This window comes from Massilia violaceinigra (assembly GCF_002752675.1).
GTDB lineage: Bacteria > Pseudomonadota > Gammaproteobacteria > Burkholderiales > Burkholderiaceae_D > Telluria_A > Telluria_A violaceinigra.
Map to the genome: position 1 here is coordinate 1,259,258 of NZ_CP024608.1, position 16,426 is coordinate 1,275,683.

10 protein-coding genes are annotated in these 16,426 nt (G+C 65.4%); 2 read left to right on the forward strand and 8 right to left on the reverse strand.

The features are described from left to right. Positions 1-5: 5 nt before the first annotated feature. The 3 genes from CR152_RS05740 to CR152_RS05755 form a co-directional block, all read right to left on the reverse strand. Complete coding sequence (locus tag CR152_RS05740; RefSeq protein ID WP_208640078.1) at positions 6-2,957, reverse strand: TonB-dependent receptor; 2,952 nt, start codon at positions 2,955-2,957, stop codon at positions 6-8. 367 nt (positions 2,958-3,324) lie between these two features. Continuing rightward, on the reverse strand, positions 3,325-4,548 hold the full coding sequence (locus tag CR152_RS05750; RefSeq protein ID WP_099874064.1) for a DUF4861 domain-containing protein: 1,224 nt from the start codon (positions 4,546-4,548) through the stop codon (positions 3,325-3,327). A gap of 7 nt (positions 4,549-4,555) precedes the next feature. Then, positions 4,556-5,962, reverse strand: a complete 1,407-nt coding sequence (locus CR152_RS05755) for a glycoside hydrolase family 88/105 protein (RefSeq protein ID WP_229413291.1) — start codon at positions 5,960-5,962, stop codon at positions 4,556-4,558. 215 nt (positions 5,963-6,177) lie between these two features. Here CR152_RS05755 and CR152_RS05760 point away from each other — a divergent pair, with 215 nt between their 5' ends. Both CR152_RS05760 and CR152_RS05765 read left to right on the forward strand, forming a co-directional pair. Further along, positions 6,178-7,131, forward strand: coding sequence for an alpha/beta hydrolase (locus CR152_RS05760; protein ID WP_208640079.1), 954 nt, complete (start codon positions 6,178-6,180; stop codon positions 7,129-7,131). Beyond that, positions 7,128-8,747 carry a glycoside hydrolase family 43 protein gene (locus tag CR152_RS05765; protein WP_099874066.1) on the forward strand — a complete coding sequence of 540 codons (1,620 nt, stop codon included), beginning with the start codon at positions 7,128-7,130 and terminating at the stop codon, positions 8,745-8,747. The genes CR152_RS05760 and CR152_RS05765 overlap by 4 nt, the downstream gene beginning before the upstream one ends. 52 nt (positions 8,748-8,799) lie before the next feature. On the opposite strand, the gene CR152_RS05770 is transcribed toward CR152_RS05765, so the two are convergent. The 5 genes from CR152_RS05770 to CR152_RS05790 all read right to left on the reverse strand — a co-directional run bounded on the left by CR152_RS05770 (position 8,800) and on the right by CR152_RS05790 (position 16,424). Beyond that, entirely contained in the window at positions 8,800-9,006 is a 207-nt protein-coding gene (locus CR152_RS05770; protein WP_157778339.1) for a hypothetical protein, read from the reverse strand. Positions 9,007-9,092: 86 nt separating this feature from the next. Further along, on the reverse strand, positions 9,093-11,282 hold the full coding sequence (locus tag CR152_RS05775) for a pectinesterase family protein (protein ID WP_167399869.1): 2,190 nt from the start codon (positions 11,280-11,282) through the stop codon (positions 9,093-9,095). Between the two features lie 302 nt (positions 11,283-11,584). Next, on the reverse strand, positions 11,585-12,391 hold the full coding sequence (locus CR152_RS05780; protein WP_099874069.1) for a rhamnogalacturonan acetylesterase: 807 nt from the start codon (positions 12,389-12,391) through the stop codon (positions 11,585-11,587). Between the two features lie 2 nt (positions 12,392-12,393). Next, complete coding sequence (locus CR152_RS05785) at positions 12,394-15,213, reverse strand: TonB-dependent receptor (protein WP_099874070.1); 2,820 nt, start codon at positions 15,211-15,213, stop codon at positions 12,394-12,396. 512 nt (positions 15,214-15,725) lie between these two features. After that, complete coding sequence (locus CR152_RS05790) at positions 15,726-16,424, reverse strand: FadR/GntR family transcriptional regulator (protein ID WP_099874071.1); 699 nt, start codon at positions 16,422-16,424, stop codon at positions 15,726-15,728. Positions 16,425-16,426: the final 2 nt, after the last annotated feature.

Below are 16,426 nucleotides of genomic sequence, written 5' to 3' on the forward strand. Positions count from 1 at the left end.
CCGGATCAGAACTTGTAACGCAGCCCGGCCAGCACTTCGCGTCCGGTCACGTTGTTGACCACCACGCTGTTGCGGGCGCGGCTGGCGAACTGGTCGTTCTCCTCGTTGGTCAGGTTCACGCCTTCCAGGGTCAGCTCCAGCTTGTCGTTGACCTTGTACGATACCGACACGTCGACGTTGAAGGTCTTGTTCTTGCCCTCGACATCGTTGTTGTTCTGGCCCGGCACGCGCGTGACGAAACCGGCACGCTGCGAGGTCGATACGCGTGCGCTCAACTTGCCGTCATCGTAGTACAGGGTGGCATTCCACGATTTGGGCGACAGGTTGAGCAAGTCGTCGGTGACGGTCTGGTTGCTGTTCGGCGAGACTACATACTCCATCTTCGACTTGACGTAGGTGTAGTTCAGCAAGCTGCCGAAATTGCGGCCCCAGCCCGGCAGGAAGGTGAACGGTTGCTGGTAGTTCAGTTCCAGCCCGCGCAGCTTGCCGCCTTCGGTATTGATCGGCGCGGTGAACTGGAAGATTTCATCGCCCGTCATGTTAGTTGGCAACAGCGACAGCGGCAAGCCCGTATCCTTGAACTTCACATCGTTGCGGATGCTCTGGATGTAGGTGGCGATGTTCTTCTGGAACAGGCCCAGGCCGATAAAGGCGTTCTTGTCGAAGTACCACTCGAAGCTGGTGTCGAAGGCCTTGGCGCGGAAGGGTTTCAGCATCGGGTTGCCGCTGGTGATCGACAGAGTGCCGGTGGTGGCAACGCTGCCGCCTGGCGTCAAATTGGCCAGCTGCGGCCGCGACATCACCTTGGCGGCCGCGCCGCGCACGATGAAATTCTTGGTGATATTGGCGGCGATGTTGAACGATGGCAGCACGTCGTGGTAGTCGTTGTCGACCGTGACGGCGGTGCCGTTGCCGACGGCCTGATAGCCGGTCGAACTCTGCTGCGTCTCGACATAGCGCACGCCCAGGTTGCCGCGCAGCGGAATGCCGCCCAGCTCGCTGGTGAATTCGCCCATCAGGAACAGGCCGTTGTCTTCCTCGCTGACAGAGCGGTTGTTGCCGCGCGCATTGGCGTTGCTGATCGACGACAGGGTGAAGTCGCCAGGGCCGCCGGCCGGACCGCTCTTGATGCAGTTGCAGTAGATGTCGTAGGCCTGGGCGATGGCATTCAGGTTGGGCAGGACCCAGGCGGTGGGTGTGCCGGCCGGCATGCCGAGACCCTTGCCGAAACCGTTGATCTGGGTCGTCAGGCTGGCCGCCGACGCGCCCGCCGGCGGGGCGAAGATGGTGTCGCCCTGGTTCACGCGGCGGAATTCGTAGGAATCGAATTCGAACTTTTTATAGTCGGCGCCGGCTTTCAGGGTGAACTTGTCGGGCACCACGTCCCAGGTGAGGTCGATGTGGCCGACGTCGTTGCGGTTGTTGGCGCCTTGCGGACGCATGCGGATTTCGCTCGGGCTGGTATTGGCGATGCTCGATGGCTGGGCGCCACTGGCCACCTGCGGCACGCCGACGATCCCGAGCGCGCCGCCCGGCTGGCTGACGTTGAACGGGTAATTGATGCTCGGCAGGCGGTCGTTGCCGCGGAAGTCGATGCTGTAGCCATTGACGTTGAGTGCGTCGAGCGTGGTGGTGGTCTGGATCGGATTGCGGAACTTGGAGGTCGCGCGGCCGACCCGGGCGTTCAGGCGCATGGTCTGGTTCAGGTCGTGCTCGAACGTCAGGGTCGGCTGGGTGAACGTGGTGTTGAGCTCGTCGTAGCGCGATTCGGCGCGGATGTCGACCCCGTTGTAGGTGCCGTGCAGCAGCGCGCCGTTGGGCGCGTAGGCGGCGTCGATGACGCTGGTCTGGGGCTTGCCGCCCTGGGTGCCGCCGCGGCTGAACGAGGTCGCTTGCAGATAGTCTTCCTGGCGCGTGGCATCGAGCTTGGAGTACAGCATGTCGAGCGTCAGGCGCGTACCGGCGACCGGACGCCACTGGACCGAGGCGGTCAGGCCGAGGCGGTCCTGGTCGTGCGTCAGGCGGCCGTAGCGTGGAATGCGCGGGGCGAAGTTGCCGGCGCTGCTGGCGGCATTGTAGGCGGCCACGGCGCCCGGGCTGTTCGGCAGGCGCGCCACGCCCTGGGCTGCCGGGCCGCAGGTGGTGGCGGTCGAGTTGGCCGGGTTGGCGGCCATGCCCATCGGCGCGCACCAGCCGCCCGAGGAGGGGCCGTTATCCCAGCGCACGGTGCTGAATCCTTCTTCATACACCTGGCGCTTGGAGTAGGCGCCCGAGACCAGCACGCCGAGCTTGCGGTCGGCGAAGGTATTCGAGACCAGGAAGGCGACGCGCGGATCGGTTTTTTCGGACAGGTCGTTGTAGCGGCCCTTGAGCATGACCGTGGCGTTGAAACCCTTCAGGTCGAACGGGCGCATGGTTTGCAGGTCGACCGTGGCGCCGAGCGAGCCTTCGTCGACGTCGGCCGAGGAGCTCTTGCGCACCGTGAGGGAGCTGAACAGCTCGGCGGCGAAGACGTTGAAATCGAAGCCGCGCGAGCGGTTGGCGCCGCCCGAGCTGTCGGTGCCGCCGGTGGTGGCCAGTCCCTCTACGCCGTTGATGCGCACGCGCGTGAAATCCTGGCCCAGGCCGCGCACGGTGATGTTGCGGCCTTCGCCGGCGTCGCGGTCGATGACCACGCCGGGGACGCGCTGCAGGGACTCGGCCAGGTTAGTGTCCGGAAACTTGCCCATGTCTTCGGACTTGATGACATCGACGATGCCGAAGTCTTCTTTTTTCTTGTTGAGGGCGCTCTCGAGCGAGGCGCGCAAGCCCGTCACGACGACGGTCTGGGCTTGCTCGGCGGGAACGGCGCTGGTCTGGGCGTAGGCCCCGCTGATCGCCATGGCTGTGACGGATGTGCTGCCCACGAGGCGCACGGCGAATTTGCCGAGCGCGCGGGTCTGGTCGGTGATGCGCATGCTGCTGTCTCCTATCATTATTAGAATACAGCCGGATGCCGCGCGGTCTTAATGCCGCTGATCCAACAACCGGCCGGGTTACCGCCGCGCCGCTTGGTCGATATCGTTGACGTGTGCCGTATGCCACAACACTCAAAACCGTCTTTCCCGCGCAGGCGGGAATCCAAGTTCTCGTTGCTAAGCGAAGATGCCTTGGATTCCCGCCTGCGCGGGAATGACGGAGGTAACGTCAACGCATCTCCCAACCCCCGTGGCGCCTGGCTTTGTACTGCCAGTTAATTAAGCGGTTGACCAATTCTAGGCTGGTTTATAAATTTGCACAATTGGTCAGACCAGAATCTTGTTATGGTCCGACCGCTTTGTGGTTTTATGGCGTGGCGGCCACGTTCACAGTGACCGGATTGCCGGCGCGCGCCGCTGCCGCGACCAGGTACCGTTCCCAGTCCTGGCCCGTGAGGATCTCGCCGGAACGGCTCCACGCCGCGCCCGCGTAATAGCGCAAGGGCTGGCCCGAGGCGACAGGCGCCACCACCAGGTGATTGAGCGGGTCTTCGGTAAACCGGGTGGCCGACGGCAGGACAATGGCGGTGCCCATGGCGCCATTGCTGGCCTGCTCGACCCACTGCATCAGAATGCCGGGCGCCTTGTTGCCGACCTTGATGGTCGGATTCTGGCCCTTGTCGGTCGGGGTCTTGTTCAGGCCCACGGCGATGTCGATGCCCGGCTTGCCGGCGAAGGTGAAGGTGCTGTCGATGCGGTCCAGATAGTGCCCGGCGTCGACCGTGAAGCGCTTGACCTCGGACACGGCGGTGCCGCCCGCGTCCCAGCTGTCGTAGCTTAGCTCGAAGATGGCGCGCACCGGACCGTTGGCCAGCACTTTCCAGCCGCTGAAGTTCCTGCTGGTGAACAGCACGGTGCCATCCCACACCCCGGTGCCGCCCGCGCCGCGCGTCTTGCCGACGTTGTACATGTCCATGCCTTCGCCCTCATCCTTGTGATAATGGTCGTGGCCCTTGTTGTACCAGCGGTCGACGACCGGATACGGCACGCGCTTGAACCAGATATCGAGCCCGCTGGTGACCAGCACCTCCTTGGCGCCGGGGCTGGACGCCGGCGCGCCCAGGGCCGGACCGTAGGTGCGGTGCGCCAGCTTGTCGTTTTCCCAGGCGAAGTCGTCCAGCCGCTCCGGCACGAAGCGGGCGAAGGCTTTCACCGGAAACGGCGGCGCCACCGTGTCGATTTTCTCGACCGTGAAGATGGCGCGCTTTTCGCCGGCCGCGAAGCTGTGCTGGAAAATCAGCTCGCCGTAAGCGATGCCGACGTTTTTCGGGTCCTTGGCCAGCGGCGCGATATTGGTCACCTGGTAGGGCAAGACGCGGCCGGCCGCATCCTTGACGGCAATGCGCTGGATCAGCGCGCCGGGCAGGGCGCGGTTGATCTCGCTCCACGGCAGGACGATGGTTTCCGACGGCCGTTCGATGTCGAGCTCATGGCTGACGGTGATGGTCGCCGCCGGCCCGGCCTGCGCCAGCGGGGACGTCGCCGCGGCGGCCAGGGCAAGGAAAGTAAGCGAGGCAAGTGATCTGGTCATGGCGCTCTCAGTGATGTTCGCGGTAGTTGGTCTGGCCGGCACCCTTGGGCATGTAGTGATAGGTGCGCACCTTGTGCTGGACTTCGACGTTCGGGTTGTTGATCAGCTTGATCATCTCGGCGCCGGCCAGCAGGGTCGGACCGTAGCCGTGCAGCGCGAACGGGCTGGTTGGGCGGTTGTAGTAATACACCTGGTCGCTGGCGAAGGTGGTGCCGACGCAAGTGCCGTCCACCTGGCCCTTGTCGTTGATGCGGGTCGACAAGCCGGCCCAGCCGGCCTGGGCGATGGAGCCGTAGGTCGTCGGGCTGATCCAGCCCTGGTTGATGGCGTGCGCGAACACGTAGACGAACATCGCGCTGGCCGAGGTTTCGAGGTAGGAATCGTTACGGTCGAGCATCTGGTGCCACAGGCCGCTGCCGGACTGGCGCTCGCCGATGCTTTTCAGGGTCGTGCGCAACTGCGCCAGCACCTGCGGATAACCGGGATGGTCCTTCGGCAGCACGTCGAGCAGGTCGGACATGCTCATCACCGCCCAGCCGTTGGCGCGCGCCCAGTAGAAATTCGGCGCATCCGGGTTGTTGGCGTTCCAGCCGTGGGTGTACAGGTTCTGCTGCTTGTTGAACAGGTAGCCGCTCATCTGCAGCACGTTCTTGACGGCGTCGTCGAAATGGGCGCGCTTGCCGGTCATGCGCCCCAGTTCGGCCAGGGCCGGCACCGACATGTACAGATCGTCGGCCCACAGCGAGACCGCTTGCGGGCGCTCGCGCGCCATGGTGCCGTCCGGCAGGCGAAACTGCTTGTTGACCACCCAGTCGCTGCAGGTGGCGATGATGTGCGACAGGTCCGGGCCGATTTTCAGGGCGCGGGCGCGCATCATGGCGGCGCACATGGAGCCGGCGTCGTCGAGCGCGCGCGGGTCGAGGAAGCGCGAAAAGCTGTTGCCGCGTTCGAGCTTGAATTCTTTTTCCTGGGCGCGGAAGTAGGGCAGTTTGTCGGCGAAGAAGTTGAAGTGGCGCGCGGTCAGGTCGGTGAAGCGCTTGTCGCCGGTCACTTCCTGGGCCTTGACCATGCCGGCGTGGACCACGCCCATTTCGTAGACCATGATGCCCATGTCCGAATGGCTCGCTTCGGTGATGGCGGTGGCGACCGGTTTCTTGAAGTCGAGGATGGGCGCGCCGGTTTTTTTGTCGACCACGCGGGTCGGCGTGGCCGTTTCCATGAAGCCGCGGATACGGTGCAGGGACGCAGTGATCTCGGCCACGGTGGGCTTCTTGTACGGGACCGGGTAGGTGCCTTCGCCCGGGTCGCTCAGGTTCTTGTTGTCCGGATTGCGGTACGGGCCTTCGGCTTGCGCCTGGCTTCCCATGACCGCGACCGCGGCGATGGCGGCAAACAGTTTAAGTGCTGTATTCACATTGTCCCCTGTTATCAGTGATGATTTTTTAAGCGCTATTTGGTCAGGCCATTCTAGTTTGGTCAGGCCAAATGTGCAAGGCGGACTAGCCACTTCCGCCGCCCCATGGCATACTTTATCGACACGTGGATGAACTGGGAAGGTCGGCGATGCGCAATGCTGTTCGATGCTGGGCAATCGTATTTACCGGGGTGCTGCTCTCAGGTTGCGCGGGAATGACGGATCATAAGATACCGGCTGCAGTTCCCTACAACGCTGCGACAACCTACGCCAAGCTGGTCAAGGCTTATCCCTTCATTCAGATCGCCGACACCCGTACAAACGCGGAGATCGTCACCATCAGCGGCATGGGCTATGTCCGCCGTGGCGCGCATCTGCTGCAGCTGGACCTGTTCCTGCCGCCGCAAGCGACGCGCGATAAAGCACCGGTGGCGGCGGTCGTGCTGGTGCACGGCGGCGGCTGGCGTTCCGGCGAGCGCAGCAACATGGCGCCGCTGGCAGCTCGTCTGGCCGCGCGCGGCATCGCCGCCGCCGTGATCGACTACCGCCTGGCCGACGAGGCGCGCTACCCGGCCGCCATCCACGACGTCAAGGCCGCCCTGCGCTGGATGCGCGCCAACAGCGCGGCCCACGGCATCGACCCACGGCGCATCGCGGTGGCCGGCGGCTCGGCCGGCGGGCAGATCGCCAGCCTTGTGGGCGTCACCAACGGCATGAGCAAGTTCGATCCCGATGGCGCCGGCAGCGCCGTTTCGAGCGCCGCGCAGGCGGTCATCAACATCGACGGCCTGTCCGATTTCACTTCGTCGGCCGCGCGCGCAAATGAAGACGATCCGAAGAAAAAACCATCGGCGGCCGGCTTCTGGTTCGGCGGCAGCTATGCCGACGCCGCCGCCCTGTGGCACGAAGCCTCGCCAACCTTCTACGTCGAGCGCCGCACGCCGCCGATGCTGTTCATCGGCAGCGGCCAGGCGCGCTTTTCGGTCGGGCGCGACGAGATGGCCGGCAAGATGCACGCCGCCGGCGTCGCCGCCAAGGTGGTGATGCTGCCCGACTCGCCGCACTCCTTCTGGCTGTTCGACCCGTGGATTACGCCCACGGCCGAAGCCATGGCCGACTTCCTGACGACCCAGCTTCCCATTCCAACAACAACGAGACACCAACCATGACGACAACTTCCCTCCTGCACCGCGCCGCGCTGCGGGTTTTGCCACTGGCGTTGCCGCTGGCGCTGGGCGCCTGCCAGAGCACGCCGACCGCCCCGCAACAGCCGTGGACGGCGGACCTGGGCAACGGCCAGTACCAGAACCCGATCCTGCACGCCGACTATTCCGATCCGGATGCGATCCGCGTCGGCGACACCTACTACATGACCTCATCGAGCTTCAGCAACACCCCGGGCCTGCCGCTGCTGCAATCGACAGACATGGTCAACTGGGAACTGGTCGGCCACGCGCTGCCCAAGCTGGTGCCGGAGAACGTGTTCGCCACGCCGCAGCCGGGCAAGGGCGTGTGGGCGCCGTGCCTGCGTTTTCATGACGGCAAATTCTGGATTTTCTATCCCGATCCCGACTTCGGCATCTACGTTATCACCGCCACCAACTTCACCGGACCGTGGAGCGCGCCGCACCTGCTGGCCGGCGGCAAGGGCCTGATCGATCCGACCCCGCTGTGGGACAACGACGGCAAAGCGTACCTGCTGCACGGCTGGGCCAAGAGCCGGGCCGGCTTTAACAACGTGCTGACTCTGCGCAGCATGGCGCCGGACGGGCGCACCTTGCTCGACACCAGCGGCCAGATCGTCATCGACGGCAACAAGCTGCCGAACTACAAGACGCTGGAAGGGCCCAAGTTCTACAAGAAGGATGGCTATTATTATGTGTTCGCACCGGCCGGCGGCGTCGAGGAGGGCTGGCAGTCGGTGTTCCGTTCGCGCAGCATCACAGGGCCGTACGAGGACAAGATCGTTATGGCGCAGGGCAAGTCCAGCACCAACGGTCCGCATCAGGGCGCGTGGGTGACGGCGCAGGATGGCAGCGACTGGTTCTTCCACTTCCAGGACAAGCGCGCCTACGGCCGCGTGGTGCACCTGCAGCCGATGCGCTGGAAGGATGGCTGGCCGCTGATCGGCGAGGAAGTCGAGGCCAGCGGCGTGGGCCAGCCGTTCCTGCGCCATGCCAAGCCGATGGCATCGGGTGCGCTGCGGGTGCCGCCGACGGGCGACGAGTTTTCAGGCGCGGCGCTGGGATTGCAGTGGCAGTGGAGCGCGAATGGCAAGCCGGAGTGGTATTCGCTGGCGGCCCGGCCGGGCCAGTTGCGCCTGCAGGCGCAGCCGGGCACCAATCTGCGCGAGATGGCGTCGGTGCTGACGCAGAAGCTGCCGGCGCCGGCGTTCACGGTCGACACCCGCATCGAACTGTCGGCCACGCGCGAGGGCGATCGTGCCGGGCTGGTGCTGCTGGGGATGAAGTATGCGTGGCTGGGGCTGCGCCGCGCCGGAACCGGCTCGCAACTGGTGCTGGGCGTGTGCGAAGGCAACGAGCACGCATGTACCGAGAAAGACCAGCTGGTGCTGCCGATCGACGCCAACGCCGCCTGGCTGCGCATGACGATGGCGGACGGCGTGGCATCGTTCTCGTACAGCCTCGATAACAGCAAGTTTATCGAGGCCGGCCAGCCGTTCAAGGCCAGCATGGGGCGCTGGGTTGGCGCGCAGATGGGCTTGTTTAGCACCGGCGGCACGCAGGCGCACGCCGATGTGGATTACTTCCGGGTCAGCAAATAGCCTGCCCCGTCGTTTCTGCCAATGGCAGAAACGACAAGCGGGGGAAACGCGCTTAAAACGCCGGGTCGTTGGCCGCCATGCGCGAACGGCGCCAGCGCCAGACGTTGAAGGCGGTCAGCGCGGCGGGCACGGCGGTCACGACCAGCCACGCGCTGGCATCCATCTCGCGCGTGATGACCACGCCGGCGCCGAGGGCGAAGGCGATCAGGCCGCGCAGCAGGATCCAGTTGAGCTGGGCTTTTGAGTTCATTTTTTGCATGGTCGATTTCTGGTCAATATTGGCCCCGCAGGCACGGGCAAAGACGCCGCGGCGGAAACAGGCCGCTAGCGTATCACGAACGCCGTTCAGGGCGCCGCCTGGCCAGCTTCCGGGTTCCATCCGCGGCCGCCGTCGAAGCCGGAAAACACCGCCGCGCGGGTCGACAGGGGCGCCGCCTCCTGGGCGCTGAGCACATAACCGCCGGCGCGGCGCGACAGGTCGAGTGGCTTGCCGTCCAGGTCGGTGCTGCCGAACTCGCGCCAGCCGCTGTTCGCGGTCGCGCTGGCAGGGTTGGGCGCCGGCTCGCGCGTCGCATCGCGCTGCACGCCGTTGCCGGCCCAGCCGACCGGGGCGATATGCTCGCCCATTTTACAGTTGATGTAAGCCACGTTATCCCAGGTGGCCGCCGTGCCCGGGCTGCGCGCGAGATAGGTGGCGCCGGGCGGGATCTTGTTGGCCAGCGGGCCGGGACCGGGACCGTGGGTCAGCGCGCTGTTGAGGAACACGAAGCCGCGATCGGATGCGTTCACCGTGCGGGCCTGCACCACGTAGCCGCCGCTGGACGGGTTGGCGCTGTCGCCGACCGAGCGCAGTTCGCTTTCCTCGAACAGCGCCGCGCGGTTCGCGCCCCAGATGAAGTCGACGTTGCCTTCAATCAGGGTGCGGTAGAACCAGGAATAGCCTTTTACCTGAATCGTATCCTGCTCGCTGAAAAAACTGGCGTTGCGCGCGATCAGGCGGCCGCTATCGTTGTTGAAGAAGACGGTTTCCGCCTGCCCCGCGATCTTGTCGGAGCGCAGGGTGGTGTTTTTGAGGGTGAGCGTGTCGAGCGTGAGCACGTCCGACTTTTCGGCCATCAATAGCGCCCGCCCGCCTGTGAAGGAGGGCGACTGCGGACCCTGGCTGAGGCCGGAGCCGGGGTTGTAGCCATCGTTGTTGCCGTTGTGGATGACGACGCCGTCGCGGCTTTCGCCCTTGATCGTCAGATTGTCCTTGCCGCGGATGAACAGCATCTCGTCGTAGCGGCCATTCCTGACGGCGACCGTGACCGGCGTGGCCTGGCCGGCGTGCTGCATGGCGTGGTCGAGGGCGCCCTGCACGGTGCGGAAATCGGCCGGGCCGTCATCGTCCACGCTCAGGATGGGGCCGGAAGGGGCGGCGGCGCGGGTGCGGAAGGTCCAGCCGGCGGCCTTGCCGATGCCGGCGAAGGGTGCGCCGTTGATGGTGGCGTTGTCGAACACGCCCGGCTCGACGACCACGTAGTAGGCGCTGCCGTAAGCGAGGCGGTGGGCATGGGGGCGGATGATGGCGCTGTTGCCGTCGATGGTGATCGGGGTGCGGCGGGTGTAGCGCCGCTGGTCCTGGCCCGGGTAGCCGATGGCGGCGACTTCATCGCCGGGGCGGATGATATCGACCAGCTTGTGGTCGGCCTGGCGGTAGATGCGTACCGAGCCGGCGCTGCCGAGGCGGGGTGGCTGGTCGAAGCGCAGGCGCAGCGGGGTGTCGGGCTGGACCGCATCGGCGCGCGCGGGCGGGATGATGGCGCCGACGAGGTCGGCCTTGTGGACGGGCGGCGCGAAGGCGGGCGCGATGCTGGCGTCGATGATGCTCTGCACGCTCGGGTCGGCGACGCTGGCGAGCACGAGGCTGGCGCTGCCGGGTCTTTTTGGCGTCACCACGATGCTGCTACCGCGCACGGTGGCGCTGGCCACGGCCGGGTTGCTGGAGCGTACCGTGAAGCGTGCCGGTGTGAGGCCGTCGCTCGCAAAGGCGCTGATGGGCAGCGTCGATGGCGGATCGCCCGCTTGCGCCTTGAAGCTGTTGGCGGCGACGGCCGGTGCGATGCGCATCGGTTTGTTGGCCGGGTCGCCCACGCGGATGTTTTCGAGCTCGAAGCCTTTGCCGCCGCTGTAGATGCCGAGCGCGCCCGGGATGGCCGATGCGGGCACGGTGGCGGTGCTCAGTTTTTCGCCGTTGAGGTAGACGCTGAGCGCTTCGCCGGCCATCTCGAAGCGGACGGTGAGGAAGCGGCCCTCGCTGGCGATGGCGCGCCTGACCTGTTTCAACCGGCTCAACTTGCCATGCTGCTGGCGCACGATATCGGCCTGGACGGTCGGGCTGGCGTCGCTGATGTGCAGGCCGGCGCCGAACCAGTTGCCCGCATCGATATGCCGGCCCAGCAAGTACAACTGGCCGGGCGGGCCGGGCAGGGCGCGGATGCGGGCCTCGACAAAATAGTCGGCGGCGGGCGGCACATGGGTGAACAGCGTGCGCACTGCGGCGGGGCCTTCGTCGAGATGAAGGGCCTTGGGTGAACCGGGGTCAGAGCTCTGACTCGAAACATTGCTAGTCAGAGCTCTGACCCCGGTTGTAGGTGGTTTTACCTGTGTTTCAGCCAAAGCGCCAGCGGGTAGCAGCAGGGCGAGGAGCAGAGGGGAGGTCAGATGCTTGGACATGGAGAAGGACTCAGGGCGAAGGACGATGCGGAATGTTTGCAGCACACCAAAGCACACCGGGGTCAGAGCTCTAAATTGAAATATTTCTAATTGGAGCTCTGACCCCGATTGTAGGACGTGGCTTAGGGCTCGGGGGCGAAGGCGGGACGCAACGCGGGGATTTGGCGGCGCAGCTCGCTCGCAACCATGCCGGAAAACAGCGCCGCGCCCTTGGCGCCAACGTGGGTGCGGTCGAAGCTGATTTTTGGGGCGCCTTGCGGTTCGATGGCTGCACCAGGCAGCGCGGCCACCGCCATCACCGGCGCCGCATTCGGGTCCGGCGGCGCTTGCGCCAGGGTGTCGGCTTCGGCCGATCCCATCGCCTGCACCGCGTCGGCGCTGATCTTGTTCAGGTCGATCAGGGTGGCGCCGCTTTCGCGCGCCACGCGCCGCACTTGCGCTGCCCACGGGCCGAGATCGTCGCGCAAATACTGGCCCTTGAAGCTGCGCCGCGTCAGCGGCGTGACCAGGACCGGCACGCCGCCCAGCGCGCGCGCCTCGCTGACGTAGCGTGCGATGTTTTGCGGGAACTGGGTGACGAAGTCGGTCGAGCGGCCCGGTTTGCCCGGCTGGTCGTTGTGGCCGAACTGGATCAGCACGTAGCTGGCGCTGTAGGCCGCACCGTCGCGCAGCAGCGCCTGCACGTCGTCCCAGCGCCCCTCGGCGCGAAAGCTGCCGGAACTGCGTCCGCCGCGCGCGAGGTTGATGCAGGCCACTTGCGCGCGCAGGCGCTGGCACAGGGCGTCGCCATATCCGGAACGGGTCGCCATGGTGGAGTCGCCGACGAGGATGATGCGCGCCGACCGCGCCGCATCGTCCTCCGCCTGCACCGGCACGCTGGCAGCCATCGCCAGGCATGCCAGCGCAATGAGGGTGTGGACCGGCTTCATCGTCAGAAGGTGTAGTTCACGCGCACGTTGTAGGCGCGGCCGATCGGCTTGGCGATGTTTTGCGCGTACACCACGCGCGAACTGAGGCGCTGGTTAGACAGCGGCGGGTCGACATCAAACAGGTTGTTTACGCCCACGGTGAATTTGAGCTGCTTGTTCCACGCGTAGTTGGCCGTCAGGTTGTAGAGGATGTACGGCTCGATCTCGTTATAGAACGGCTGGCCCGGCTTCTGGCTCGGCAGGGCGTTGGTGTCGATGTAGCTCGACGTGTAGGACTGGGTCAGCTGGGTGCCGAAGCCGCCTTTGCTCCACGACAGGCGCAGGTTGTGCTTCCACTTGAAGACGTAGGTGTTGGCCGAGGTGGCGCCGGTCGAGAGCGCGCCGGGTTTGCCGACACTGTCGAACCAGTCGCCGCCTTCTTCGTTCTGGCCTTCGTATTTGTTGACGTAGGTGCCGTCGAAGGAGAGGCCGAAACGCCCCATGGTGGAGGTCGGCAGGGTGTAGTTCAGGCTGGCGTCGATGCCCTGGGTGCGCAGGCCGCCCATGTTCAGGCGCGTCTTGGTGATGTAGGCCAGGGTGCCGTCGGCGTTGCGCACGAACAGCTTGTTGTATTTGTTGACGTCGCCAAAGATCGTGTCTTCGGAAATCTGCGCGATCGTCCCTTTCATCTCGACGTTCCAGAAGTCGAGCGAGGCAACCAGGTTCTTGACCGGTTCGATCACGATGCCGGCGGTGAAGGTCTTGGACGTCTCCGGCTCCAGATTGGGATTGGCGCCGGTCAGGACCGTCAGGGTGCTGCCGCAGACCTTGGCCGCGTCCAGGTTCAGGCCCGCGTACTTGGGATCGGTGGTGAGGGTGCCGGTGCCGCTGATGCCGGGCGTGGCGCTCGGGCACAGCACGGGATCATCCCATTTCGAGGTCGAGGGCACGCGCGTTTGCGGGGTGCCGTACAGCTCGGGCAGGGTCGGGGCGCGAAAACCCGTGCTGGCGGTGGCGCGCAGCATCAACGCTTTCGATGGTTCGTAGCGTACGCTGGCCTTGGGGTTGAAGGTGGTGCCGAAGTCGCTGAAGCGGTCGGCGCGCACGGCCAGGTTGACGTTGAGCTGCTTGGTGAAAGGCGCGTCGAGCTCCAGGTAGGTGCCGAGCACGGTGCGCTCGCCGTGCGGGTAGCGGTTGGGCGTGCCGGAGACTTTGTAGACCACCGAGTCGCCGATGTCGCCGGAGGCGTCGCGGTAGGTTTCGCGGTGCAGGTCGGCGCCGACCGCCAGCGCCAGCGCGCCGCCGCCCAGGGGCATCAGCTCGCGGTTGAGGGTCAGGTCGGGGCCGTAGTAGTGCACTTCGGCGCGGCGGTTGACCAGGCCGTCGGCGGAGATGCTGTCGAGGTAGGCTTTGCCGGCGTCGTCCTGCGGGCCGAAAGGATTGAGCACGCCGTCGGCCACGCCCTTGTACAGCTCGGGCGTGCGCAGGAAGCCGTTCAGGAACTTGACCGTGCGCTTGCTGTAGGCGTAGTTAAAGCCCGCCTTGTAGTCCCAGCCCTTGACCTGGCCTTCTTCGGTGACCACCAGGCGGTGGCTGTTCTGGCGGTCGTCGGTAATGGCCGGGCCGAGTTCGTCCAGGCTCCAGGTCAGGGCGAGATCGGCGCCGTTCAGGCCGGCCACGGCGGGCACGCCGCCGGCGCCGCCCGGATACCATTTGCTGGCCTTGGTGATCATTAATGGCTTGCGCAGGCCGGGATTGACTTTGTCGTAGTCGGTCTGGGCGCCGAACGGCTGGGGCGGATTGAGGGCGTCGATGTACGACTCGGAACTGAGCAGCTCGACCGTCAGCAGATTGCCGTCGCCGTGGCGCAGGCTGCCCTTGGTAAGAAACGTGGTTTGCTTGTTCTCGGCCAGCAGTTGCGGATACAGGGTCGGGTCGAGCACGCAGGTCTTGCTGCCGGCGCCGCTCGGCTTGGTCGAGGGCAGGCTGTACTGGCCGGGGTAGGGGGCAACGCAGCCGGCGGCGAAATACGGGTTGCCGGTGACGCTGGTCGGCTTGCCGTTGGCGTAGACGGTGTAGTTGGCCGGCGAGGACGAGGAGCCGGAGGTGTTGCTGGTGAAGGCGGTGCCGCCCAGGCGGGCGATGTCGTCCGGGTCGCTGATGTTGGGGCGGTCGCGCTGCATCAGCGAGGTGCGCTTCTGGGTGTCGAAGGCGGCGTAGACGTTCCAGCCATCCTTGGCCAGGTCGCCGGTGCCGGTGGTGATGCTCAAGCGGCGCTGGTCGCCGCCGCCGCTGCGCTCGGGCGCCATGACGCTGGCGCTGACGGTGGTGTCGGAAATCGAACGCTTGGTGATGAAGTTGACCACGCCGGCGATGGCGTCGGTGCCGTAGATGGCCGAGGCGCCGTCGCGCAGCACTTCGACTCTTTCGATGGCGCTCATGGGGATGACGTCGACGTTGATCGAGCTGTCGCCGATGGCTTCGTTGGCCAGGCGGCGGCCGTTGAGCAGGACCAGGGTGCGGTTGGTGTTCAGGCCGCGCATATTGATCATGGTGCCGCCGCCACCGCCGCCGACCGGTTCGTTGGTGGCGCCGACGGTCAGCGAGGTGGCCACTTCGGACATCGTGGTCAGGCCGCGGCTGACCAGTTCTTCGGATTTGATGGTGGTCAGCGGCAGGGCGTTTTCGCTCGCCAGGCGCTTGATGGAGGAGCCGGTGACTTCGACGCGGGCCATGGCGGCGTCGGCCTGCTGGGCGGCAGCCTGGTTCATCAGGGTCAGGACCGCGATGGCGATGGAGGAAAGCAGCAGCTTGGGTTGCGGGAACCGGGATGATGTTGGCACGGCGAGTCTCCTGATTGGATTGTTTTTATGGTTAGACCAATTCTAGTTTGGCCTGACCAATTAATCAAGGTGGACTTGCCAATAACCCGTCCTTCCGGCCACTATCCCGTCGTTCCCGCGCAGCCTCCAGTTTCTAAGAAACTTCTCCAATCCCTTGGAACGAGGCAAGTCCAAAGACTAATGCCGCTAACGTAAGCTTCGTCATTCCCGCGCAGGCGGGAATCCAAGTCCGGCGCTGAGCCGACGGCTACGGAACAAAATTGGATTCCCGCCTGCGCGGGAATGACGGTTCTGAAGTTTGTGGTCAGAAAAACGCTGAACCTAAACGCCATCGAGTCCAGAGACCAGTTCCTGGAGAGGCGGGAACGCATGCGTTCCCCCCAAGTTCCTACCGAAGCTACCGACGGCTCGACGAACTTGGGTTCCCACCTGCGCGGGAACGACGAGGTGGGGGCGGAAAGAAAAGGTGGTGGTACCCTCGGAGTACGAGTGGAAAACAACGCCCAGGCGGTTTACCCGCGCGAGAACGTGCGCGTCACCCGTTCCAGGTGCGCGCGCATGGCTTGGCGGGCGCCAGCCACATCATGCGAAGCGATCGCTTCCAGAATCTTGCGGTGATCGGTCAAGGTGGTCACGCGCAAATCCTCGGTCTGGAAATGCTCCTTGAGCTTGTGCCACAAACTGCCGCGCTGGTTCCACAAGTAATCGACCACGCCCACCAGCGCCGTGTTTCCCGTGGCGCGCGCAATCGCCAAATGGAAATTGCGGTCGGCCTGCTCGTTGCTGGCCCGGTCTTCATGGTGGTGCTCCATCTCCAGCACCGCCGTCAGGATCGCGTCGATGGCCGAATCGGTGGCCATCTTGGCCGCCAGCGCCGCCACTTCGGACTCGATCATGCGGCGCGCGGCCAGCACCTCGAACGGACCCGGCCCCACTTCGGGCACGTCGGCCTGCGCGGTGGCCTGCTCGCTCACGTACACGCCGGAGCCGCCGCGCACTTCCACGATGCCGCTCAGTTCGAGCACGATCAGCGCTTCGCGCAGCGACGCCCGGCTCACGCTCAGCTTGGCGGCCAGGTCGCGCTCGGCCGGCAGGCGCTCGCCGGCCTTGATACTCTCGTCGCGAATGAGTTCTTGAATCCGGGTGGCCACCACACGGTACAGGCGCGGCTCAGCCGAGTTCGATTCTTGCGGCGCAGAGGGTTTCTTCATTG

Excerpts from the sequence above, each read along its gene's own strand:
- CR152_RS05740 (WP_208640078.1), bottom strand. The coding sequence starts at position 2,957 with ATGCGCATCACCGACCAGACCCGCGCGCTCGGCAAATTCGCCGTGCGC.
- CR152_RS05750 (WP_099874064.1), bottom strand. The coding sequence starts at position 4,548 with ATGACCAGATCACTTGCCTCGCTTACTTTCCTTGCCCTGGCCGCCGCG.
- CR152_RS05760 (WP_208640079.1), top strand. The coding sequence starts at position 6,178 with ATGACGGATCATAAGATACCGGCTGCAGTTCCCTACAACGCTGCGACA.
- CR152_RS05765 (WP_099874066.1), top strand. The coding sequence starts at position 7,128 with ATGACGACAACTTCCCTCCTGCACCGCGCCGCGCTGCGGGTTTTGCCA.
- CR152_RS05770 (WP_157778339.1), bottom strand. The coding sequence starts at position 9,006 with ATGCAAAAAATGAACTCAAAAGCCCAGCTCAACTGGATCCTGCTGCGC.
- CR152_RS05780 (WP_099874069.1), bottom strand. The coding sequence starts at position 12,391 with ATGAAGCCGGTCCACACCCTCATTGCGCTGGCATGCCTGGCGATGGCT.
- CR152_RS05790 (WP_099874071.1), bottom strand. The coding sequence starts at position 16,424 with ATGAAGAAACCCTCTGCGCCGCAAGAATCGAACTCGGCTGAGCCGCGC.